Source organism: Maribacter cobaltidurans (assembly GCF_002269385.1).
Taxonomy (GTDB): domain Bacteria; phylum Bacteroidota; class Bacteroidia; order Flavobacteriales; family Flavobacteriaceae; genus Maribacter; species Maribacter cobaltidurans.
This window is the reverse complement of the sequence record NZ_CP022957.1, coordinates 961,903-985,748: the sequence shown is the minus strand read 5'-3', so window position 1 is coordinate 985,748 and position 23,846 is coordinate 961,903. Positions and strand designations below refer to the sequence as shown.

The following is a 23,846-nucleotide window of genomic DNA, read 5'->3' as shown; positions in this document are numbered from 1 at the left end:
CGGCGAATTTACTAATTTATATAGATACCAACCCATTATTTTTATAAACCTTTAACAGGCAATGAAATATGTATTTTTCCTTTTTTGGATTAAAAAATGTTTGTTCAGATCAAACTTTGTTTTAAATTTGCACGCTCTTAGAGGTATTGGCCCATGGTGTAATGGTAACACTCCGGTTTTTGGTACCGTCATTCTAGGTTCGAGTCCTAGTGGGCCAACTAAGTAAGATTATAGAATCCTAACATTGATGAGATGTTAGGATTTTTTTATTGAGTTTCTCCATTTTATGGAAATAGCTATGTAGATTGGCGTCTGTTATCGATGGATGTTAAACTTCAACGAGTATTTGGAATCATGAAATGGATATTTTGTACATTGCCCATTGATTGCGTCAAGAATTAGCTGTTTGTAGATATTAAATTTTGACTCTCTTATTTAGTTTTGCCCCACTCTTATGAACTAATGTTATGAAGTTGACCGCAAAAAGTTTAAAGATCATACTAGTCGTTGTGCTGGTTGGTTTTGGTGTGGGTATTTATCTTCAGGACCTACAACATCAAAAAAGTACCCAGCATGCCTGGAAGGCCAATCGATATAATCTTTCAAGATTTGATAAGATTACGGAATACAATAAGAAAATGAATGCCGCCAATTGGCAGAAAATGAGAGATAGCATCCAAAGTCAATTGGATACCCTTATGATACTAAGGTTTAGGAGAGAGGTGGATAGTATAAATGATTTGACCTCTCCAGAAAAAGATTCCCATACTGCAGGTATTTTTAGTGTGGTGCAATAATCATTATTCAAAGTTAAATACCTTGGCAACAGAACGGTGGCTTTTTTTAATTAACACTTAAGGTTATTCGGCTTAAAGTTTTGTTGTTAACTTACTTTATATAGACTTTTTTAGGTTAAACAATTTGAGGAACTTCATCTTAATTACTGAAAAATCCTCGTATTAAATCAATTTTTTTATTTAAGGCTGATTTTAACCTAATAAGTCGTCACCAATCTTCAGAAACACAATATTCCGGTTCGCACAAAACTTAATTGAGTCTTCAAATTGAATTTTGAAAGAGTGAAGTATTTAGATATGCTGTTGGTTTAAATCAATAAAAAAGTTTATCTTTTAGAAGATTTAACTAGAAAAAGATTACAAATTAATTTTAATTAGTTTATGCGGAAAATTATATTCACTTTGATTGTTCTACTCCTAATCGGATCTGCCCCGCCTATATTTCATGAATCCGAATCACAAAGTGTAGAAGGGCTAATTGGGCAATTAATGGGTTATGGTTTAATGGTCAATGAAAGAACAATGGTCATAACGGACAAAGATTATTATGAAAAAGGTGAGACTATATGGTTTCGAATATTTTTGACAAATGGTTTAAGCAACCAAGAAAAGCCCTATAGTGGTGTTTTGTATACAGAATTACTTGACGATAAAGGTCAAATAGTGGATAGGAGTAAGCTAAAGGTTTCGGAATTTGGTGCTTACGGGAATTTTTCTGTTAAGAACAATTGGGATGCAGGAAAGTATTATTTGAGGGCCTTTACTAAGCTTATGCTGAATAATGAGGTTCCGCGTGTGAATACTAAATCGTTGTATATAAATTCGGAAAAAAAGTTTTTTGGAAATGAAAATGAAAAAAGGGCGAATGTTGTTCCTGAAATTATGGTTAGAAGTGAAGGTGGTTCACTGGTTCATGATGTTATGGCAACTATTGGTGTTCAGGCAATTGGAAATGAAGGGCTAATACTTGGTGGGAAGGGACAGGTTCTGGATGATATTGGAAATGTGGTAACTCATTTTAATTTGATTTCTCCTGGTTATGGTAAAGCCAGTTTTTTACCAAATTTTAATCGAGAATACAAAGTGGTAATTAGATCTGGAGGTTATGTATATGAAAAGGAATTGCCTACAGTAAAAAAAGAGGGATATTCCTTGAGTGTAAAAGAAAGAGGGAGTCATTTTGTTGCTAATTTGGTCAACACTGAAAAAAATGGTCTGAAAGGCTCCTTTCTCTTAGTTCATTCGGGAGAAAAAACTCTAATTTCTTATGAGTTTGGAAAGGAGCTCAGTGAAAATTCGAAATTACTCAAAATTGGCAAGGATAAAATTGAGGCTAATTTGATAACTTTTTCCCTTTTTGATAAAAACGGAAATATTCAGTGTCAAAGGCAAATCTACTTCGATGGTAATTTAGAAAGTTATCGTCTAATTCTAGAAACAGAAAAGATAAAGATTAAAAAAGGGGATTCTATCCTTTTAAAGTTAAATAACCCTGATGTTGTAAAAGGTAATATTTCGCTAGCGGTCACCCCCATTGATAGGATTATTATGGGAGATAACAATTATAGCAGAAAAATTATCGAAGTAAAGGACCCTTTTAGGAAATGGGAAGTAATGCGGGATTTGTACATTAACGAACCCTTGAAAAAAAAGGAGGTCTGGGACGCTATTATGATTTTAGATAGTTCTAATGCAATAGATTGGGGAGAGGTCAAGCAATTTGATTTGAATACCTTGAAATATAAACCTGAATTGGGAATAATGATATCAGGTCACATTAAAGCAAAAAACTATAATGATGCTTCAAAGACTAGTGCGCTTTTAACCGTTGCTGGAGAAGCGCCATTTCAAGAGACCGTGGTAACAAACGATAGTGGGAAGTTTAAGTTTGGCCCATTTATGTTCTATGATTCTTTGAATGTGATAATTCAAGCAAATAACTTAGGTGGTAAACAGTTTAAAGAGAATAATTTGGTCATTGATGTGGTTGATGAATGGCCCAAGGTTGGGGCCTTAGATGTCAATGATTTTACTGGTAGAAATGATGTCCAATTTAATAGATATCTAAAAGAGGGAGAGTATTTGGGGGCAATTGATTTTGATGAAGATGTGACTCTGTTGGAAGAGGTGGTGGTAACATCAAAGACTTCTTGGGACGAAACTAAAATTGGTAAAGAACTCAGTAAATTAACGCCTTATTTATCATATGATTATAGGGTTATGGCTGATGCTTTGAGGTCCAAAATAGCTGCGGTGAGTGCTATGGACTTGCTAATGGAAGCTCCAGGTGTGTATCTTTTTGGAAGTTTCCCAAATCAAAAAGCTGTAATCAGGGGTGTTGGAAGTATCAATGAATCCAATGACCCGCTCTTTCTTTTAAACGGAGTACCAGTTTCTAAATTATCTGTACAGCAAATGCTGGCAGAAGAAATAATGTTTGTTGATGTAATAAAGGGGGGTAGAACGGCTGCCTTTGGTGCTAGAGGTGGCAATGGTGTTATTGCCTTTTATTCTAAGAGAGGCAAGTTGTCCAAAAAGTTGGGCTATAATGAATCTCTAAATTGGGTCAACACCCAAGTTCCTGGTTTTTCTCGTTCAGGTAAATTTGCTGACATGAGGGAAAAAAAGGAGAAGTTGTCGTCGATATATTGGGAGCCTTTCCTGGAGCCTAGCAAGAGTACAGTGGTCCATATAGATAGAAATGTATCTTCAGGAACTTATTTAGTAATATTATATGGAATGGATAAATATGGAAACCCTATTCGAGAAGAAAAAGCTATAGAAATCATTGAATGATGACACTATAAATTAGGAGATTAATCTTTAATGCAATATATTTGCACTACTGAAAGGATAAAAAGTATTCGTGAGGGGACATTAGTCCCCTCTTTTATTACTTAATTTTTTATGCTAAAGGAAAAAGTCAGGACATTGTTGGAAAAAGGGTTGGAGGAAGATCCTTCGCTATTTTTGATTGATTTTACAATATCCTCGGATAATAAAATAAAGGTTATTATTGATGGAGATCGTGGTGTAACGGTCAACGATTGCATCAAAATCAGTAGGGCCATTGAGCATAATCTGGATAGGGAAGAGGGGGACTTTGCCCTTGAAGTTGCATCTGCCGGGGCGACGGCTCCTATGGTAATGCCCAGACAGTACATTAAAAATATAGGAAGAAAACTGGAAGTAGAGACTTCCAATTCATCATATGAAGGTAAGCTCACCCAAGCCAACGAAGATTTTATCATATTGGAATGGAAAGCAAGAGAACCCAAACCTATTGGTAAGGGAAAAGTTACGGTTCAGAAAAGGGAGGAAATACCTTTTTCTGATATTAAAAAAGCAAAAGTCATTTTAAAATTTTAATTGTAGTAACCAATGGAAAATATTGCGTTAATTGAATCTTTCTCGGAGTTTAAGGATGACAAGTTCATTGACCGGGTAACGCTTATGGCAATTTTGGAGGATGTTTTTAGAAATGCCCTCAAAAAGAAGTTTGGGTCAGATGACAACTTTGATATTATCATCAACCCGGATAAGGGAGATTTGGAGATTTGGCGTAATCGTGTTGTGGTAGAAGATGGGGAAGTTGAAGATCCCAATGAAGAAATATCGCTAACTGAGGCGCGTAAGATAGAACCTGATTTTGAAGTTGGTGAGGATGTGTCCGAAGAGGTTAAATTAATCGATCTTGGAAGACGTGCGATTTTGGCACTGCGCCAAAATTTGATTGCCAAGATTCACGAGCACGATAATACAACCATATATAAGCAGTTCAAAGACCTTGAAGGAGAAATATATACGGCAGAGGTTCATCATATTCGCCACAAAGCTGTTATTTTGTTGGATGATGAAGGAAATGAAATAATCCTTCCAAAGGATAGGCAAATACCCTCGGACTTTTTCAGAAAAGGGGACAATGTTAGGGGAATTATTGAAAGTGTTGAGCTTAAGGGAGCTAAACCTACAATTATAATGTCCAGAAGTTCCCCGTTGTTCTTGGAGCAATTGTTCTTCCAAGAGATACCAGAGGTTTTTGATGGTTTGATTACTATTAAAAAGGCGGTCCGTATCCCTGGTGAAAAAGCAAAGGTAGCGGTAGATTCATATGATGACCGAATTGACCCAGTAGGGGCTTGTGTAGGTATGAAAGGTTCTAGGATTCATGGAATCGTCAGGGAGCTTGGAAATGAAAATATTGATGTAATTAACTGGACCTCCAATCCTCAGTTATTGGTTACAAGGGCTTTGAGTCCGGCAAGAGTCTCATCGGTAAAGCTAGACGATGAAAAAATGACCGCACAGGTTTATCTTAAACCTGAAGAGGTGTCAAAGGCCATTGGAAGGGGCGGTCACAATATTCGTTTGGCAGGACAATTGACAGGTTACGAGATCGACGTATTCAGGGAAGGTGTTGAAGAAGATGTTGAATTGACAGAGTTCTCTGATGAAATCGATGGATGGATTATAGACGAGTTTAAGAAAATAGGATTGGATACGGCAAGAAGCGTACTGGACCAAGATGTGGATGATCTTGTGAAGCGTACGGATTTGGAAGAAGAAACAATTGTTGAAGTTGTACGTATCCTAAAAGAAGAATTAGAAGATTAGCTATATATTAGCGGTTAAATAAAAGAACGGGAATCAGTATTTATGGCAGATAATCCAAAAATAAGACTTAACAAGGTTCTTCGAGAGCTTAATATCTCTTTGGACAGAGCAGTAGATTATTTGAACAGCAAAGGACATGATGTGGACGCCAGGCCGACCACAAAAATTTCCGATGAGGTGTATCAAGTGCTACTGGACGAGTTCCAGACCGATAAGAGCAAAAAAGTTGCTTCAAAGGAGGTAGGAGAGGAAAAGCGAAAGGAGAAAGAAGCCATACGTGTTCAATTGGAGCAGGAGCAGGAAGAACGTCGTTTGGCCCGTGAAAAAAGGAATGCTGCCCAAGAAGATAAAAAGCTTGTAGGAAAAGTTGAGCTGACAGGACCAAAAACTGTCGGTAAGATTGACCTGAATCCCAAGAAAAAAGAAGAGGCTCCCCAAGTAAAAGAGGAGGAAAAACCCAAGGAGGAACAACCTGTATCCGAAGAGAAGAAAACAGAGGAGAAACCGAAACAGAATTCTCCGGTGGCAGAAAAACCCAAAGAAGAAACCCCTGAGGTAAAATCCGAAGCACCTGAAACTTTGGAGACCCAGTACAAGAAATTATCGGGGCCAAAAATTACAGGTGATAAAATAGATCTTTCCAAGTTTCAAAAGCCTAAAAAGAAGAAAGAGGAAAAAAGTAATACGGATAATTCTGACCGTAAAAAACGAAGAAAGCGTATTGTTAGTAAAAACACCTCGGGCCCTGGACAAGGGGGTAGGGGAGGTAATTCCAACGATCGTAAAGGAAATAGACGTTTTTCAGCTCCCAAGGTAGAGCCTACTGAGGAGGATGTACAGAAGCAGGTACGAGAAACCTTGGAGAAATTACAAGGTAAGTCCAAAAAAGGGAAAGGTGCCAAATATAGAAGGGACAAGAGAGATCAGCACCGTCAACAGACGGAAAAAGATCTTGAACAGCAAGAACTTGAAAGCAAAATCCTGAAGGTTACTGAGTTTGTAACTGCCAGTGAAGTTGCCACGATGATGGACGTCTCCACAACCGAAATTATTTCAGCATGTATGTCTTTGGGAATCATGGTGACCATGAATCAAAGATTAGATGCCGAGACCCTATCGATTGTAGCCGATGAATTTGGGTATGAGGTAGAGTTTGTTACTGCTGATATTGAAGAAAGTATAGTTGAGGAAGAGGATGCACCAGAGGATTTGGAACCAAGAGCGCCAATTGTTACCGTTATGGGTCATGTGGATCATGGTAAAACATCCTTATTGGATTATATTAGGGAAGAGAATGTTATTGCAGGCGAAAGCGGTGGTATCACCCAGCATATTGGGGCATATGGGGTTACTTTGGATAATGGTCAGAAAATTTCCTTCTTGGATACTCCTGGTCACGAGGCGTTTACCGCTATGCGTGCAAGGGGTGCGCAGGTTACGGATATTGCAATTATTGTTATTGCCGCTGATGATGATATTATGCCTCAGACCAAAGAAGCAATCAGTCATGCGCAAGCGGCCGGTGTACCTATTGTATTTGCCATAAACAAGGTGGATAAACCAACTGCAAATCCAGATAAAATTAAGGAAGGACTTGCCCAGATGAACTTATTGGTAGAGGATTGGGGAGGTAAAATCCAATCCCATGATATCTCTGCTAAAACAGGTCAAGGAGTGCAAGAGCTTTTGGAAAAAGTCTTGTTGGAGGCCGAATTATTAGAGTTAACGGCCAATCCAAATAAATTGGCTTCCGGAACGGTTGTTGAAGCATTTTTGGATAAAGGAAAAGGTTATGTGTCTACCATTTTGGTGCAGGCAGGTACCCTTAACATTGGAGATTATGTCCTTGCCGGAACTACAAGTGGAAAGGTAAAGGCGATGCAGGATGAGCGAGGTAAAAATGTTAAAAAAGTAGGTCCGTCACAACCTATATCCATATTAGGTCTAGATGGTGCCCCCCAAGCAGGCGATAAATTCCATGTATTGGAAGATGAAAGGGAGGCCAAGCAGATTGCGGCTAGAAGGTCCCAATTACAAAGGGAGCAATCCGTAAGGACCCAGCGTCATATTACCTTGGATGAAATTGGTAGACGTATCGCTCTAGGTGAATTCAAGGAATTGAATATTATTCTTAAAGGTGATGTGGACGGTTCTGTTGAAGCATTGACGGATTCTTTCCAGAAGCTATCTACGGAGGAGATCCAAGTAAACATTATTTATAAGGCTGTTGGGCCTATTACTGAATCTGACGTATTGTTGGCTTCCGCTTCGGATGCCGTTATAATAGGGTTTAATGTTAGACCTATGGGTAATGCCAAGGCCATGGCGGAAAATGAGGAGATAGATATTCGTATGTACTCCATCATCTATGATGCCATTAATGACCTTAAGGATGCCATGGAAGGTATGCTTTCCCCAGAAATGAAGGAAGAAATTACCGGTACTGCAGAAATTAGGGAAACCTTTAAGATTTCAAAAATTGGTACAATTGCTGGATGTATGGTTACCAGTGGCAAAATCTATAGGAATTCCAATATTCGTTTAATACGTGACGGTGTGGTTATTTATACCGGTGAACTCGCTTCCTTAAAACGATTTAAGGATGATGTTAAGGAGGTTTCCAAAGGCTACGATTGTGGTCTTCAGATCAAAAACTACAACGATATCAGCGTAAATGATATTGTAGAGGCCTTCCAGGAAGTTGCAGTTAAGAAGAAATTGAAATAAAAAAAATCGGCCTTTTAGGTCGATTTTTTTGGTTTTAACAACATGGCATTTGGATACTTTTTCCTAACCTCATTGAACTTGCGCTCTGCCTCTAATTTCGATTTAAAGCGCCCTACCCTTATGCGGTAGGTCGGCGAGTCAAAGTCTATTTGGGAAGGAAGGTCTGGAAAATCAATTTCTACGTTACTTTTTATTTCCTGTGCCTTTGCATTATTACTTACAAATCCCACTTGTATTCTATAGTAATCGTTGTTGTCCAGGTTTTTTTTATAGATTTCTAGTAATTCAGCAATTTGTGCGTCCTGATCTATGGATATTTTGCCCTCTTGTGCGCATATGTTAGTTGTTATAAAAATAGAAACTAGGATATAAAATAGTTTTTTCATAGAGAAAAAAATAGGTGATTTATTTACTTCTGCAAATGTAATTTTTTAAGGTATAATCGGTTAGCATTTTCAATTATTTAGAACAACTATAAATTATAAATTATAAATACATTAACGTTTTTCCAAATAAAGTCTATGTCGTATTTTTGCCATCGATTAAGGCATTTTTTTACCGTTTATCGTTAAAATACGGTCCAAAATCGTGCCAAGATTCCGATTGAAATATTCTATTTATGAAAAAGGTACCATACCGCAATCAGTTTTCTAAAGTCTTTGTTTTCAGTTTAGTAGTTACACTACTTTTTTCAGTTTCGTTGGTGGCACAGGACGCTGTTGCAGAGTCTGGTGATGCCGCTACTACTGAAGATTCCAGTGCTCCCAGTGGCGATGCCGCTGCAGGTAAGGCGTTATTCAATCAGAATTGTGCGGCTTGTCATGCCTTGGATCGAAAAATGACCGGTCCGGCCTTGGCAAACGTTGAAAGTCGTTTGGCTGAAGAGGAAGGATTGGACAAGGAATGGTTGTATGCTTGGATTAAGAACAGTCCTGGGATGATCAAGTCTGGCGATGCTTATGCCAATAAAATCTATAATGAGTTCAACCAGGCGGCAATGACGGCTTTCCCTACGTTGACCAATACCGACATTGATAATATTTTAGCCTATACAGCTGCACCTCCTCCTGCCCCGGCTACACCGGCCGCTGGAGAAGCCGCGACTGTAACTAATGGGGCCGCTTCTGGTGGTATCTCAAATGAGGTCATTTTGGGTGCCTTGGCGTTGGTCTTTGCCTTGTTGGTGGTAATGTTGTTCTTGGTTAACAATACCTTGCGTAGAATTGCCGAAGCAAACGGTATCTCTGTAGAAAAGGAAAGGGCTGAGAAAAGAACTCCAATTTGGAAGGCTTTTGCTCAAAATCAATTTTTGGTTTTGGTGACTGTAATTTTTCTATTGCTTGGTAGTGCCTATTATGCCTATGGTTGGATGATGCAAATTGGTGTTGACCAAGGGTATGCTCCAATTCAGCCAATACACTATTCCCATAAAATACATGCCGGGGATAATAAAATTGAGTGTAAGTATTGTCACTCTTCTGCTAGGGTGTCAAAGCATTCCGGTATTCCGGCCATGAATGTTTGTATGAACTGTCATAAGTCCATTTACGAGTACAAAGGGAATCCTGAAGGTCCTTCCAAGGAGGATTTGGCCAATGGGTATACCAATGAGTTTTATACGAATGAAATCAAAAAGTTGTACAAGGCAGTAGGTTGGGATGAGGAGAATCAAAAATATACTGGCGAATCACAACCAATAGAGTGGGTCAGAATTCATAACCTTCCAGATTTTGCATACTTCAACCATTCCCAACATGTTTCCGTTGCTGGTGTTGAGTGTCAGACCTGTCATGGACCGGTAGAGGAAATGGAGATTATGTATCAATACTCTCCTTTGACAATGGGATGGTGTATTAATTGTCACCGTGAAACCAATGTTAAGGTCGAGGGCAATGAATATTACGAAAAAATTCACGCTGAGCTTTCCAAAAAATATGGTGTGGAAAATTTGACAGCTGCCCAAATGGGTGGGTTGGAATGTGGAAAGTGTCACTATTAATATAAATAAAGAAGCTAATTACAGATAATACGTATGGCATCAAACAAAAAATATTGGAAAAGCGAAGCGGAGTTAAATCCTAACGATTCCATTGTTGAGGCGCTAAAACAAAATGAATTTGTAGAGCAAATCCCAGTTGATGACTTTTTGGGCGATAAGGAAAATTTGTCCTCAACAAGCACCAATCGAAGAGATTTTCTTAAATATGTTGGTTTTAGTACTGCTGCGGCTTCTTTGGCTGCCTGTGAGGGACCTGTAATAAAATCAATTCCTTATGTGGTTCAACCGGAGAATATTGTACCGGGCGTGGCTAATTATTATGCTACAACCATAGCAAATGGTTTTGATTTTGCAAGCGTCCTTATTAAGACGCGTGAAGGTCGTCCTATTAAAGTTGAAAATAATACTTTGGCTAAAGTGGGCGGAGGTGCAAATGCTAGGGTTCAGGCTTCTGTATTGTCATTGTATGACGGTACTAGGTTGCAAGGGCCAATGGCAAATGGTGAGCCAATTGAATGGGATGCCCTAGATGCGGCCGTAAAGGCTAAAATGGGCAGTCTAAGTGGTTCTTCCAAAAAAGCGGTCTTTTTAACGCAAACGTACGCAAGTCCATCCACGAATAGGTTGATGGGCGAGTTGATGGCGGCAAATGAAAATGTAGAGCATGTAACATACGACGCTATCTCTGAGGATGCTGCCTTAACGGCCTTTGAGAGTTCATATGGCGAACGTGCATTGGCCGATTACGATTTTGAAAAAGCTGATTTAATTGTATCTATTGGTGCGGATTTTCTTGCGGATTGGCAAGGTGGCGGATATAGTTCAGGTTATTCCAAAGGACGTGTTCCGAAAAATGGAAAAATGTCCAGGCACGTACAATTGGAGGCGAATATGTCCTTGACCGGCGCCAATGCGGACAAGAGATTTCCATTGACGCCTACTGCGCTAAAGGTAGTATTGGCAAAATTATATGGTAAGTTAAACGGTACATCTGTAGGAGGTAATACCTCAGAATATGATGCTATTGTAGACCAATTAGCTGCTGAAATTAGAAAAGCAGGGTCTGGCGCCGTTGTTGTGACTGGTTTAGATGATATCAACGCTCAGACAGTTGCCTTGGCCATTAATAAAATGTTGGGAAGTAGAGCCTTTGACCCGGATTCCCCTCGATATGTAAGGCAAGGAAGCGTTAAAATGTTGGAAAGTTTGATTTCTGATATGAAAGGAGGTAGGGTAGGAGCCTTGATCATGGATGGTGTAAATCCAATGTACTCCCTTCCTAATTCAATTGATTTTAAAGAAGGTCTTGAAAAAACCGATTTTTCCGTATTGTTTACCACAAACTGGAACGAAACAGCCGAGGTAGTTCAATATGCTGCGGCTTCCAATCACTATTTGGAGTCCTGGGGAGATCTTGAAATGAAGAAGGGGCATTATAGTTTGATGCAGCCTACAATAAAAGAATTATTCGATACTCGGCAATTTCAAAGTGCATTGCTAAATTGGATGGGTAGTGAAAGTTCTTACTACGAATACATTAAAGAGACTTGGAACCAAGGGATACTTAATGGTGCAAGTTGGAATCAAGCATTGCAAGATGGTGTTTTTGCTTCTGAAACTATGGCCATTACTGTTGATGAAGGAGCAGTTGCAGATACTAATGAAGGTGAAGAAGTTGAAACTCCAAATGTTCCAATAGCTTCAGCTGTAAGAAGTTTAGCGAATGCCACAAGTAATGGAATGGAGTTGATCCTTTATTCAAAAGTGGGTATGGGTGACGGTCAGCAAGCTAGTAATCCATGGCTGCAAGAGTTCCCGGATCCAATCACTAGGGTTTCTTGGGATAATTATGTTACAATTTCTAAGGCCGATGCAGAGGCATTGGGTGTAGAGAATGTAAATGTTGCCAATGGTGGAATGGATGGTAGCTACGTTAACTTAACGGTGAACGGCGTTACTGTAGAAAATGTCCCCGTTGTGGTTCAACCAGGACAGGCTAAAGGTTCTGTAGGTCTTGCATTCGGTTACGGTAAATCCGTAGGTATGAAAGAAGAGATGCAGACTGGAGTCAATGCATTTAGATTATATGAAGGTTTTAATGCCAATCAGTCCGTAAGTATTGAAAAAGTTGCAGGAAATCATGAGTTTGCCTGTGTTCAGCTTCATAAGACACTTATGGGTAGGGGCGATATTATAAAGGAAACTACTTTAGAGGTCTTTAACACTAAAGACCATTCGGAATGGAATCATGTTCCTCAGGTTTCCTTAAACCACCAAGAAGTGCCGGCAACTTCTGTAGATTTATGGGAGAGTTTTGATCGCTCCATCGGGCATCACTTTAATTTGTCTATAGATTTAAACGCTTGTACGGGTTGCGGTGCTTGCGTTATTGCCTGTCATGCAGAAAATAATGTTCCCGTAGTAGGGAAAAGAGAGGTGAGGGTTTCAAGGGATATGCACTGGTTGCGTATCGATAGATATTACTCTTCTGAAGAGTCCTTTGAAGCAGATAACACGAAAAAGGAAGAGTTTGATGGTCTTAGCGGAGATAATGGTTCTTTAGGAGGTTTTGGCGAGTTGGAAGATCCGGCAGAGAATCCACAGGTTGCTTTTCAGCCTGTAATGTGCCAGCATTGCAATCATGCTCCATGTGAAACGGTTTGTCCTGTTGCGGCTACTTCCCATGGTAGACAAGGACAAAATCAAATGGCTTACAACAGATGTGTAGGAACCCGATATTGTGCTAACAACTGTCCTTACAAGGTTAGAAGGTTCAACTGGTTCTTGTACAATAACAATGAAGAGTTCGATTTCCACATGAACAACGATTTGGGTAAAATGGTATTGAATCCAGATGTAAATGTTCGCTCAAGAGGTGTTATTGAAAAATGTTCCATGTGTATTCAAAGAACACAGAAGACCATTTTGGATGCTAAAAGAGATGGAAGAGTTATAGAAGATGGAGAATTCCAAACAGCATGTTCCGCCGCCTGTGATAACGGTGCTATGGTCTTTGGAGATGTAAATGATGAAAGCAGCAAGGTATCAGAATTAAAAGAAAGTAACCGTATGTACCATTTATTGGAGCATGTAGGTACTAAACCAAATGTATTCTATCACGTAAAAGTTAGAAATACCAACGAAGCATAACAATACTAGAAAGTAATTATAACAGAAGTCTATGGCGTCGCATTACGAAGCACCTATACGAAAACCCCTAGTAGTTGGAGACAAAGGCTACCACGATGTTACTGTGGATATTGCCGCTCCAGTAGAAGGAAGGGCCAATAAGCATTGGTGGATTGTTTTTTCCATTGCCTTGGTGGCATTTCTTTGGGGAGTAGGTTGTATTATTTATACTATTTCAACGGGTATTGGAACCTGGGGATTGAACAAGACCGTTAACTGGGCTTGGGATATAACCAACTTTGTTTGGTGGGTAGGTATCGGTCATGCCGGTACATTGATTTCAGCGGTTTTGTTATTGTTCCGTCAAAAATGGAGAATGGCTATTAACCGATCTGCGGAGGCCATGACTATTTTCTCTGTTATCCAAGCTGGTTTGTTTCCGATTATACACATGGGTAGACCTTGGTTGGCATACTGGGTATTGCCTATACCTAATCAATTTGGGTCTTTGTGGGTAAACTTTAACTCTCCGTTGCTTTGGGATGTGTTTGCGATCTCAACATACCTATCTGTTTCTTTGGTATTCTGGTGGACAGGACTGCTTCCTGACTTTGCAATGTTGCGGGATAGGGCCATTTTACCTTTCCAAAAGAAAATATACAGTTTACTAAGTTTTGGATGGAGTGGACGTGCCAAGGATTGGCAACGTTTTGAAGAGGTTTCCTTGGTACTGGCAGGTTTGGCCACACCTTTGGTACTTTCTGTACATACCATCGTATCGTTTGACTTTGCCACATCCGTAATACCAGGATGGCATACCACCATCTTCCCTCCATACTTTGTTGCGGGAGCTATCTTCTCTGGATTCGCAATGGTAAATACCTTATTGATTATTATGCGAAAGGTATGTAGTCTGGAAGCTTATATTACGGTTCAACACATAGAGTTAATGAACATTGTAATTATGCTTACAGGGTCCATTGTAGGTTGTGCTTACATTACGGAGCTATTCATGGCATGGTATTCCGGTGTGGAATATGAGCAATACGCATTCCTGAACAGGGCTACCGGTCCTTATTGGTGGGCATATTGGTCAATGATGACTTGTAATGTATTCTCTCCACAATTTATGTGGTTTAAGAAATTGAGAACGAGTATTATGTTTTCGTTCTTTATCTCTATTGTGGTAAACATTGGAATGTGGTTTGAGCGTTTTGTAATTATAGTAACATCATTACACCGTGATTATTTACCATCATCATGGACAATGTTCTCACCGACCTTTGTAGATATAGGTATATTTATTGGTACCATTGGATTTTTCTTTGTACTCTTCTTATTATATGCCAGAACATTCCCAGTAATTGCACAGGCCGAGGTTAAGTCTATATTGAAATCTTCCGGAGAGCGCTATAAAAAACTAAGAGATGCGGGTAAGCCTCTTTATCAAATATCCAATGAAAGGGTTGTTGTAAAAGAAGAGCCAATTATTACGGATGATGTGTTAATGGGGGAAACAGAGCCTACCACGGGAGATAAAGTAGGGGTTAGTGAACTTTTAAGTTCCATAGGAACCTTTGATTCCACAAAGCAAACCCCTGATGATTTGAAGAAAGTTAAGGGTATAGGTCCTCAAATGGAAGCCACCTTGAATGAAATTGGAATTTTCACATTTGCACAAGTGGCAAGGATGACGGAGAAGGAATATAACTTGTTGGATTCAATTACGGGTTCTTTCCCAGGAAGGGCTCAGAGAGACGATTGGGCAGGACAAGCGAAATTATTAAACAACAAAAAGTAGGCTATGGCATCTAAAGTAATACAAGCATTTTACAATGATGATGATGTGCTAATGCATGCTGTCAAAAAAGTTAAGGCTGCCAAACATCATATAGAGGAAGTCTATTGTCCATTTCCTGTTCATGGATTGGACAAGGCTATGGGGCTAGCTCCAACTAGAATTGCCATAACTTCTTTTTTATACGGGTGTGTAGGTCTTACTGTGGCTATTGTAATGATGAACTTTATTATGATCAAGGATTGGCCCCAAGATATTGGAGGTAAACCAAGTTTTAGTTACATAGAGAATATGCCTGCGTTCGTACCTATTATGTTCGAGCTTACTGTGTTCTTCGCAGCGCACCTAATGGTAATTACATTTTACTTGCGCAGTAGGTTATGGCCTTTTAAAAAGGCAGAAAACCCAGATGTTAGAACCACTGATGATCATTTTGTTATGGAAATAGAGATTCACGGGAACGAGAGGGAATTAAAGGATTTGCTTGTTGGAACTGGGGCAGTGGAAATTAATATATCAGAAAAAAACAGTCATTAAACATGAACAGTTTTATAAAATTAACGGTTGTAATATGTTTATTGGTGGTTGTTGTGGCTTGTCAGAACAAGCGTGAACCCAATTACCAATACATGCCTAATATGTATGAGCCCGTAGGGTATGAAACTTACGAAGAGGTGGATTTTCTTCCATCGAATCAAGAGGCCATGGTTCCACCGGCCAATACCATCAATAGAGGTTGGTTGCCGTATGAATTTGAAAATACTCCTGAAGGTAAGGAACTAGCTAGATTGAATACAAGTCCATTGGATTCTATGTCAAGAGACGAAAATTTGGCAAAAGGAGGCCAATTGTATACTATTTACTGTGCTATATGTCATGGGGATAAAGGAAAAGGACAAGGAACTTTGGTAAAAAGGGAGAAGATTCTTGGGGTGCCAAGTTATGATGACCCAGCTAGAAATATTACGGTAGGTACAGCTTATCACACGCAGATTTATGGTCTTAATTCTATGGGGTCCTATGCATCCCAGATGAATTCCACCGAAATGTGGCAAGTTGCGGAATACGTAATGAAGCTGAAACAAGATTTAACCAAATAATAGGTAAACAATACTATGTATACGTTTTCAAATAGACTTAAAATAGGTTCCATCATTCTAATGGCCGTAGGCTTATTGGGTATTATTGGTGGTTTTGTTATGGCTCCTGGAACAGTCGAGGAGGCAAAGGCAATGGTTGCCAGTCATGATGACGGACATGGAGGTGGTCATGATACGGCCGCTTCTCACGACGCAGAAATGGAACATGGTGCTGCTGCCGAACATGGCGGAGGGCATGATGTATCCTACGATGAGCATTTATTAAGTCAGTTAAAAAATAGGCCTTGGGCGGCACTTTATGTTGCGGCATTTTTCTTTATGATGATTGCTTTGGGTGTCCTTGCCTTTTATGCAATACAAAGAGCGGCACAGGCAGGTTGGTCCCCTTTATTATTTAGAGTAATGGAGGGTATAACAGCATATTTGGTACCAGGCGGAATTATTGTATTTGTAATCTTAGTACTTTCTGTACTTCACATGAACCACCTGTTTGTTTGGATGGATCCTGAAGTAGTTGCACACGATGAGTTATTGCAGGGAAAATCGGGATACTTGAATCCTACTTTTTTCTTGATAAGGGCAGCAATTTTTTTAGGTGGTTGGATTGCTTACAGGGAATACTCAAGAAAATTATCCTTAAAGCAGGATGAATCAACGGATAATTCAAGTTTCAAATTGAATTTTAGAATATCAGCTGCATTCTTGGTATTTTATCTTATTTCCGAATCTATAATGTCTTGGGACTGGATAATGAGTGTAGAACCACATTGGTTCAGTACGTTATTCGGTTGGTATATTTTTGCCAGTATGTTTGTATCTGGTATTACGGTAATCGCCATGGTTACTATTTATTTAAAATCAAAGGGTCTCTTGCCAGATGTTAATGACAGCCATATCCATGATTTGGCCAAGTTCATGTTCGGTATCAGTATTTTTTGGACCTACCTATGGTTTTCACAATTCATGCTTATTTGGTATTCCAACATTCCGGAAGAGGTTACCTATTATGTTACCAGAATACAGGACTACAAGCTGCCGTTCTTTGGAATGGTCGCAATGAACTTTTTGTTTCCCGTACTTCTTTTAATGAACAGTGACTACAAAAGAATTAACTGGTTCGTTGTTTTGACCGGTATCGTTATTTTGGCCGGACATTATATGGACATTTTCAATGCCATTATGCCTTCTACAGTGGGAGATCAATGGTTTATCGGAATTCCTGAGATAGGTGCAATTCTATTTTTTGCAGGATTATTTATATTTTGGGTCTTTAGGGCACTCACCACAGTACCTCTGCAACCTAAAAGAAATCCTTTTATTGAAGAAAGTAGACACTTTCATTATTAGTAAGTTTTTAAAGTATAACATCAATATATACAATGACAACATTATTGACTTTAGCTGTTTTAGTTCTCGTGGCAATTGCCATCTGGCAAATGACCAAGATATTTGAGTTATCACAGCTTAGAACAGATAATTCAGAGGTTGCGAATGACAAGGATAACAAGAACAACGGTTATCTTATGTTTGCATTTCTTGTCTTTATTTACGGTATCACTATTTTTAGTTTTGCAAAGTATGGTAAAGTGCTTTTGCCGGAAGCAGCTTCAGAGCATGGTTCTGACTATGATACTTTGATGTTGATATCCATGGTAATCATCTTTATTGTTCAAATTATCACGCAAGCACTTTTACATTATTTTGCATTTAAGTATAGAGGCGAAAAAGGTAAAAGGGCATTATTTTATGCCGATAATAACCGCTTGGAGTTCATTTGGACCATCATACCGGTTATTGTATTGGCCGGTTTGATTCTTTATGGATTATATACTTGGACAAATATTACCGATATTAACGATGACGACGACCCTTTGGTCATTGAACTGTATGCGCAACAGTTTAATTGGACAGCTAGGTACGCAGGTGCGGATAACACCCTTGGTAGTGCGAACGTTCGTATGATCGATATTGATAGGGCTAACGTATTAGGTTTGGATGAATCTGATTCCTATGCGGAGGATGATGTAATAGTAAAGGAGCTACATTTGCCCGTAGGAAGAAAGGTGAATTTTAAAATGAGGTCTCAAGATGTATTGCATTCGGCGTACATGCCTCACTTCAGGGCCCAGATGAACTGTGTTCCCGGAATGATTACGGAGTTTTCTTTTACTCCAGTCTATACTACAGAAGAGATGCGCCAAAATCCCGATATCGTGGAAAAGGTAAAAAGGACAAACCAAATCAGGGCCGAAAAGTCGGCTGAAACCGGTGAGGTGATTGATCCATGGGAGTTTGACTATGTATTGTTATGTAATAAAATTTGTGGTAAATCACATTATAACATGCAGATGAAAATCATTGTAGAGACGGAAGAAGAATATATGGAGTGGATGAAGGGTCAATCTACCTTCGCAGAAACGGTTATGAAGGATGATAGTAATCCTGCATTCAATTCTGTAGATGGAGTATCTATGTCCGAAATGGATTAAGGTATATTAGAAAAGGGCTATAAAAGGAAATTAATAAAAAATTAAAGATTGCGATTATGTCAGCAACAGCACATGCACACGTAGATGATCACGCACATGACGATCATGGACATCATCATAAGGAAACGTTCGTTACAAAATACATATTCAGTCAAGACCATAAAATGATTGCCAAACAGTATTTCATTACTGGAATACTCATTATGGGATTTATTGGTATAGCCATGTCACTTTTGTTCAGGATGCAATTAGCTTGGCCAGGAGAATCAAGTATATTTTTCGAGGCATTACTGGGCAAATGGGCACCAGAAGGCGTAATGGATGCGGATGTATATTTGGCCTTAGTAACCATGCATGGTACCATTATGGTATTTTTCGTTTTAACAGCTGGTCTTAGTGGTACCTTTAGTAATTTATTGATTCCCTTACAGATTGGTGCAAGGGATATGGCCTCTGGCTTTTTGAATATGATATCTTATTGGATGTTTTTTGTGTCCTGTGTTATTATGGTTATTTCTCTTTTTGTGGAAGCAGGGCCCGCGGCTGCAGGTTGGACCATTTACCCTCCATTGAGTGCCTTACCCATGGCACAACCAGGTTCGGGAATGGGTATGACCCTTTGGTTGGTGTCTATGGCTATCTTTATTGCCTCCTCATTATTAGGGTCACTTAACTATATTGTTACAGTATTGAATTTACGAACAAAAGGTATGACCATGACGAGATTGCCTTTGACCATTTGGGCATTCTTGGTAACGGCAGTAATCGGGGTAATCTCCTTTCCAGTATTGTTATCTGCAGCTCTTCTACTTATTATGGATCGTAGCTTTGGAACATCCTTCTTCTTGTCGGACATTTTCATTCAAGGAGAGGTGCTGCATTATCAGGGAGGCTCCCCTGTTCTTTTTGAGCATTTGTTTTGGTTCCTAGGACACCCGGAAGTATATATAGTTATTTTGCCGGCGATGGGAATTGTTTCAGAGGTAATGGCGGTTAATGCTAGAAAACCTATTTTTGGTTACAGGGCGATGATTGCCTCTATTTTGGCCATTGCCTTCCTATCCACAATAGTATGGGGTCACCATATGTTTATTTCAGGGATGAACCCATTCTTGGGGTCTGTATTTACGTTCACAACCTTACTTATTGCGATACCATCGGCAGTTAAGGCCTTTAACTGGATTACAACCCTTTGGAAAGGTAATCTACAATTGAATCCTGGAATGTTATTTTCCATTGGGATGGTTTCTACCTTTATTACAGGTGGATTAACCGGAATTATTCTTGGGGATAGTACCTTGGATATCAATGTTCATGATACTTATTTCGTAGTAGCACATTTCCACTTGGTAATGGGTATTTCGGCACTTTATGGAATGTTTGCAGGCGTATATCACTGGTTCCCAAAAATGTTCCAAGGTAGGATGATGAACAAAAATCTTGGGTATGCCCATTTCTGGATTACCGCCATTGGTTCCTATGGGGTATTTTTCCCAATGCATTTTGTTGGGATGGCCGGTGTTCCTAGAAGATATTATCAAAATACGGCTTTTCCAATGTTCGATGAGTTAACTGATGTTCAGGTATTAATGACCGTGTTTGCTATCATTACTGCGATGGCTCAATTATTCTTTGTGTTCAACTTTGTGAGAAGTATTTTCTATGGAAAACGTGGGCCTCAAAACCCTTGGAAATCTACCACTTTGGAATGGACAACTCCAACAGAGCATATTCATGGTAACTGGCCTGGAGCTATTCCAGAAGTACATAGATGGGCATACGACTACAGCAAAGTTGATGAAAACAATGAATACATCATCGCTGGACAGGATTACGTTCCCCAAACGTTGCCTCTGTTCGACGGTGAAGAGGAATTACAGCATTAATAAGTCATATAAAGAAATTTAAAATGCCCAACTCTAGAGTTGGGCATTTTTTTTGATATACTATTCTACCTTCATCAATTATTAATTTATAATATCTTTGAGCTGGTTGTTAATTTCAAAATTCACAAAAGTCAAATGAAAAATGTACTTTTTTTTAGTCTCGTATTACTTTTTGGATTCCAAACGTTTGCACAGCGCAAACCCAAGATAAAGGGTAATAAGAATGTTGTAGAAGTGCGTGAAAGTTTGCCTGTTTTTAATGGGATACAATTAGATGATGATTTGGAGGTAGTATTGAAAAAGGGGACTTCTGAAGCTTATACATTGAAAATAGACGATAATCTCATTGATGTTCTCAAGTTTAAGGTTGAAGGCAATACTTTATTTATTTCTTCTTTTTACAATATTACTTCAAAAAGAAAACTAGAAATAACTGTTTATTATAATGAGTTGAACCAAATCACTATGAACAATGGTGAAATTAGTATGTCAGATGTAATATCTGGCGAGCGATTGGATGTCTTGACCAAGGAAACCTCTCGTTTAGAATTGAATGCAACGGCTGATGTTATAAATATTAATATGGAAGGCATTAGCTCTGGAGATTTTAATGTGGCGAGCGATTCTCTGGTGATGACCTTAAAAGATCGTATAGATGTAAAGGTATATTCAACGGGTGACACCAATAACTTGTTTATGTATGAGAATGCATCGGCAAAATTAGAAGGTGCCACGGACAACTTTATGGCTAAACTTTACGGGAAAAGCACTTTAAAGGCTGAGGCTTTGGAGGCAAAAAATACAATGCTGATACTTGAAGATTCTCCAGAGGCCCATGTAAATGTGTTGGAAGAACTGCAATTGTCATCTAGGGGCTCATCTAGAACCAGTTTATATGGTAATCCTAAGATTACTATACTAGACTTTTTGGATACATCCCGATTGGATAAAGAGAATAACTAGTGCGCTATGGGTGCCGTAATGCAATGGCCCGGAATTCCAAAACCATCGACTAATACACCTATATGGGGTCTGAGCTCTGTGCACAAACGTTCTACACGCTGGCGTATAGCCTTTGATTTGGTACCTCCAATATATCCTTGCTCCAGATACCAGGACGCATCCTGCCTAATTTCGTAAAGCGCATACAACGTCCCCAGTTTTTGAAATAACTCCCTGTTTTTTGTATCCTCAATAGTTTCGGTAAATTCGATATAGGTATTATAGGCCAATTCTACACTATAGGCTTTTCCCAATGCTAACAAATGGGTCTGTACCTTTAGAAATGCTTGGTACGAAGGCACACCTTTTTTAATATAGTCCCGAATGCGCATCGCTAAAGTATAGGTCAACCTACGGGTTCTATAGTCGAAAGCATGTTTATGGAATTTTGGATTGTATAGATGCTCCTTGTCCACTTTATTTGAATATAAGGGATTTACCATGGCTAATTTATCCGAAATCTGCTGACTTAACAATTTAAGAACGGATGAGAAACCTGCACTATTGAATTCCGATTTAAAATCTGAGAGCACTCCCTTTGCCGCCAACTGAAGGAGAACGTTGTTGTCACCTTCAAAGGTTGTAAAAATGTCAACATCACCTTTAAGGTCGGCAATGCGGTTTTCCAATAAATATCCCTTGCCCCCACAAGCTTCACGACATTCTTGGATCGTATTGTTGGCATACCAGGTAATTATAGATTTCAATCCGGCTACCTGGGTTTCCACCTTACGTTTATCGGGTTGGCTTTCATCGCAATATACTTCCATCATCTTGTCCAAAGTGGCATGGTAAACATAAGCGCTGGCTACCAACGGGGTCAAACGTAATTGATGTGATGGGTAATCCATCAACAAATCTTCCTGTATTTTAATATTGTCGTTGAATTGTCTTCTTTTTAAGGCATGTTTAATGGCGATGGCCAGAGCCATTTTTGCTCCTCCTAGACCGGCCCTGGCTACACAGATTCTTCCGCCCACCAAAGTACCCAGCATGGTAAAGAATCTCTTGTTTGGATTTTTTATATCCGAATAATAGGTGCCATCCTCTTTAATGGACCCGTATTTGTTCAACAAATTTACTCTGGGAACCTTGACCTGATTGAACCATATTTTTCCATTATCTACGCCATTAAGGCCAAGTTTATAGCCATTATCCTCAACGGTAATACCTGGTAGGAGTTCATGGTTCTTATTTCTCAAAGGTACCAGAACGGCATGTACGCCTTCATTTTTTCCATTAACGATCAGCTGTGCAAAGACCGAGGCCATCTTGGAGTGCAAAGCATTACCTATGTATTCCTTATTGTCATTTTTTCCAGGAGTATGAATGATAATGCTGTCCGTTTTCTTATCATAGGTAGCTGTGGTTTTTATTCCACGAACGTTGGATCCATGACCGGTCTCCGTCATGGCAAAACAGCCTAAAAGTTTTGCCTGTCCTGCAGCAGTTAAATACGTGTCATGATGGATCTTAGTACCTAGTTTTTGGATGCTGCCCCCAAACAGACCAAATTGAACCCCGAATTTTATAGTGAGACTACCATCAACATACATTAAATTTTCAAAAATGGTCGCATAGCCTTCCATATCCCCGGTACCTCCATATGCTGCCGGGTAGGCCATAGCTCCATATCCTTTTTGGGCCAAAACCTTCAGTTGCTCCAAAACAACATGTCTAAAATCCTCTTTGTTCCGATGAATGCCCCAATTAAAAATAGGGTCAAGCAAAAACTCTTGAAACGCATCGATTACTGGAGCATGGCTTCCTTTTAAGATTTTGGCTATTTCATTTGCATCATAGGTTTGAGCACTAATACTATGTTCAACTTCTACTTCGAACAAATGGTTATAATGGTTGGGTTGAATGCCTAAATTGACTTCAATACTTTTTAATTGCTCATTTAAAGGATAGGTTTCATGATATTGGCAGACCACTTTTTGGCTAAAGGTAGTCAGGGGATAGGTCTCCCCTTCGATTAATTTGGTGCCGGAATTGGAAATGGTCTGCTTCCAGTTTTTGAATTCCTCGTTCTTGGGAGGATTTTTTACCTGTAACCAAGAATGTAAAAGTACTTTTTCTGTATCCGATAGGGTATGATCACCATCAATGGCCTTCTCGACTATATTCACTTCTGAAGCAGAAACAAGGTCATCGGACCATATTACATAAAAAAAAGGGATGTATTGAAGAATCCCTGGGGTATAAATTTTCTTTTCCATTACTTGAAAATACAAATTTATACCTGAAATTCTATGGAATAAAGAGAAGGAGCGTTGAAAATAAATTACAAGTGTTTGCCTAT

General features: G+C 39.2%; 16 protein-coding genes and 1 tRNA gene. 15 read left to right on the top strand and 2 right to left on the bottom strand.

The window, feature by feature from the left end; genetic code table 11:
- The first annotated feature begins 147 nt into the window (after positions 1–147).
- The 6 genes from CJ263_RS04300 to infB all read left to right on the top strand — a co-directional run bounded on the left by CJ263_RS04300 (position 148) and on the right by infB (position 8,138).
- Positions 148–218, top strand: a tRNA-Gln gene (locus CJ263_RS04300).
- 249 nt (positions 219–467) lie between these two features.
- Entirely contained in the window at positions 468–797 is a 330-nt protein-coding gene (locus CJ263_RS04295; RefSeq protein ID WP_094996131.1) for a hypothetical protein, read from the top strand.
- 381 nt (positions 798–1,178) lie between these two features.
- Positions 1,179–3,593 (top strand): TonB-dependent receptor plug domain-containing protein, encoded by a 2,415-nt coding sequence (locus tag CJ263_RS04290; protein WP_094996130.1) that lies wholly within the window; start codon positions 1,179–1,181, stop codon positions 3,591–3,593.
- A gap of 111 nt (positions 3,594–3,704) precedes the next feature.
- The gene (gene rimP / locus CJ263_RS04285; RefSeq protein WP_094996129.1) at positions 3,705–4,166 is read left to right on the top strand and encodes a ribosome assembly cofactor RimP; all 462 of its coding nucleotides are present in this window, start codon (positions 3,705–3,707) and stop codon (positions 4,164–4,166) included.
- A 12-nt stretch (positions 4,167–4,178) separates the two neighbouring features.
- Positions 4,179–5,411: a transcription termination factor NusA gene (nusA, locus tag CJ263_RS04280; protein WP_094996128.1), complete on the top strand. Its 1,233-nt coding sequence runs from the start codon at positions 4,179–4,181 to the stop codon at positions 5,409–5,411.
- A gap of 42 nt (positions 5,412–5,453) precedes the next feature.
- Positions 5,454–8,138, top strand: a complete 2,685-nt coding sequence (gene infB, locus CJ263_RS04275; protein ID WP_094996127.1) for a translation initiation factor IF-2 — start codon at positions 5,454–5,456, stop codon at positions 8,136–8,138.
- A 14-nt stretch (positions 8,139–8,152) separates the two neighbouring features.
- Here infB and CJ263_RS04270 read toward each other — a convergent pair whose 3' ends face one another.
- A complete protein-coding gene (locus tag CJ263_RS04270) occupies positions 8,153–8,524 on the bottom strand; it encodes an SPOR domain-containing protein (RefSeq protein ID WP_094996126.1) in 372 nt (123 codons plus the stop codon).
- A gap of 233 nt (positions 8,525–8,757) precedes the next feature.
- On the opposite strand from CJ263_RS04270, the gene CJ263_RS04265 reads away from it, so the two are divergent.
- The 9 genes from CJ263_RS04265 (at position 8,758) to CJ263_RS04225 (ending at position 21,502) form a co-directional block, all read left to right on the top strand.
- Complete coding sequence (locus CJ263_RS04265; RefSeq protein WP_094996125.1) at positions 8,758–10,137, top strand: cytochrome c3 family protein; 1,380 nt, start codon at positions 8,758–8,760, stop codon at positions 10,135–10,137.
- 33 nt (positions 10,138–10,170) lie between these two features.
- Complete coding sequence (locus CJ263_RS04260) at positions 10,171–13,287, top strand: TAT-variant-translocated molybdopterin oxidoreductase (RefSeq protein ID WP_094996124.1); 3,117 nt, start codon at positions 10,171–10,173, stop codon at positions 13,285–13,287.
- A gap of 31 nt (positions 13,288–13,318) precedes the next feature.
- Positions 13,319–15,067 (top strand): NrfD/PsrC family molybdoenzyme membrane anchor subunit, encoded by a 1,749-nt coding sequence (gene nrfD / locus CJ263_RS04255; protein WP_094996123.1) that lies wholly within the window; start codon positions 13,319–13,321, stop codon positions 15,065–15,067.
- Positions 15,068–15,070: 3 nt separating this feature from the next.
- Positions 15,071–15,601 (top strand): DUF3341 domain-containing protein, encoded by a 531-nt coding sequence (locus CJ263_RS04250; RefSeq protein WP_094996122.1) that lies wholly within the window; start codon positions 15,071–15,073, stop codon positions 15,599–15,601.
- A 2-nt stretch (positions 15,602–15,603) separates the two neighbouring features.
- Positions 15,604–16,164 carry a c-type cytochrome gene (locus CJ263_RS04245; protein WP_188669404.1) on the top strand — a complete coding sequence of 187 codons (561 nt, stop codon included), beginning with the start codon at positions 15,604–15,606 and terminating at the stop codon, positions 16,162–16,164.
- Between the two features lie 15 nt (positions 16,165–16,179).
- Complete coding sequence (locus CJ263_RS04240) at positions 16,180–17,511, top strand: quinol:cytochrome C oxidoreductase (protein ID WP_094996121.1); 1,332 nt, start codon at positions 16,180–16,182, stop codon at positions 17,509–17,511.
- 32 nt (positions 17,512–17,543) lie between these two features.
- Positions 17,544–18,653 (top strand): cytochrome c oxidase subunit II, encoded by a 1,110-nt coding sequence (locus CJ263_RS04235; protein WP_094996120.1) that lies wholly within the window; start codon positions 17,544–17,546, stop codon positions 18,651–18,653.
- 56 nt (positions 18,654–18,709) lie between these two features.
- A complete protein-coding gene (locus tag CJ263_RS04230; RefSeq protein ID WP_094996119.1) occupies positions 18,710–20,539 on the top strand; it encodes a cytochrome c oxidase subunit I in 1,830 nt (609 codons plus the stop codon).
- 135 nt (positions 20,540–20,674) lie between these two features.
- Positions 20,675–21,502, top strand: a complete 828-nt coding sequence (locus CJ263_RS04225) for a GIN domain-containing protein (RefSeq protein WP_094999101.1) — start codon at positions 20,675–20,677, stop codon at positions 21,500–21,502.
- Here CJ263_RS04225 and CJ263_RS04220 read toward each other — a convergent pair.
- Positions 21,499–23,763 carry an acyl-CoA dehydrogenase family protein gene (locus tag CJ263_RS04220; RefSeq protein ID WP_094999100.1) on the bottom strand — a complete coding sequence of 755 codons (2,265 nt, stop codon included), beginning with the start codon at positions 23,761–23,763 and terminating at the stop codon, positions 21,499–21,501. The genes CJ263_RS04225 and CJ263_RS04220 overlap by 4 nt on opposite strands.
- Between the last annotated feature and the right edge of the window lie 83 nt (positions 23,764–23,846).

Bases quoted from the DNA above. Each gene is read 5' to 3' on its own strand.
- CJ263_RS04290 (WP_094996130.1), top strand. From the start codon at position 1,179: ATGCGGAAAATTATATTCACTTTGATTGTTCTACTCCTAATCGGATCT.
- CJ263_RS04270 (WP_094996126.1), bottom strand. From the start codon at position 8,524: ATGAAAAAACTATTTTATATCCTAGTTTCTATTTTTATAACAACTAAC.
- CJ263_RS04225 (WP_094999101.1), top strand. From the start codon at position 20,675: ATGAAAAATGTACTTTTTTTTAGTCTCGTATTACTTTTTGGATTCCAA.
- CJ263_RS04295 (WP_094996131.1), top strand. From the start codon at position 468: ATGAAGTTGACCGCAAAAAGTTTAAAGATCATACTAGTCGTTGTGCTG.
- CJ263_RS04265 (WP_094996125.1), top strand. From the start codon at position 8,758: ATGAAAAAGGTACCATACCGCAATCAGTTTTCTAAAGTCTTTGTTTTC.
- CJ263_RS04240 (WP_094996121.1), top strand. From the start codon at position 16,180: ATGTATACGTTTTCAAATAGACTTAAAATAGGTTCCATCATTCTAATG.
- nrfD (WP_094996123.1), top strand. From the start codon at position 13,319: ATGGCGTCGCATTACGAAGCACCTATACGAAAACCCCTAGTAGTTGGA.
- CJ263_RS04230 (WP_094996119.1), top strand. From the start codon at position 18,710: ATGTCAGCAACAGCACATGCACACGTAGATGATCACGCACATGACGAT.
- CJ263_RS04220 (WP_094999100.1), bottom strand. From the start codon at position 23,763: ATGGAAAAGAAAATTTATACCCCAGGGATTCTTCAATACATCCCTTTT.
- rimP (WP_094996129.1), top strand. From the start codon at position 3,705: ATGCTAAAGGAAAAAGTCAGGACATTGTTGGAAAAAGGGTTGGAGGAA.
- CJ263_RS04250 (WP_094996122.1), top strand. From the start codon at position 15,071: ATGGCATCTAAAGTAATACAAGCATTTTACAATGATGATGATGTGCTA.
- CJ263_RS04260 (WP_094996124.1), top strand. From the start codon at position 10,171: ATGGCATCAAACAAAAAATATTGGAAAAGCGAAGCGGAGTTAAATCCT.
- nusA (WP_094996128.1), top strand. From the start codon at position 4,179: ATGGAAAATATTGCGTTAATTGAATCTTTCTCGGAGTTTAAGGATGAC.
- infB (WP_094996127.1), top strand. From the start codon at position 5,454: ATGGCAGATAATCCAAAAATAAGACTTAACAAGGTTCTTCGAGAGCTT.
- CJ263_RS04235 (WP_094996120.1), top strand. From the start codon at position 17,544: ATGACAACATTATTGACTTTAGCTGTTTTAGTTCTCGTGGCAATTGCC.
- CJ263_RS04245 (WP_188669404.1), top strand. From the start codon at position 15,604: ATGAACAGTTTTATAAAATTAACGGTTGTAATATGTTTATTGGTGGTT.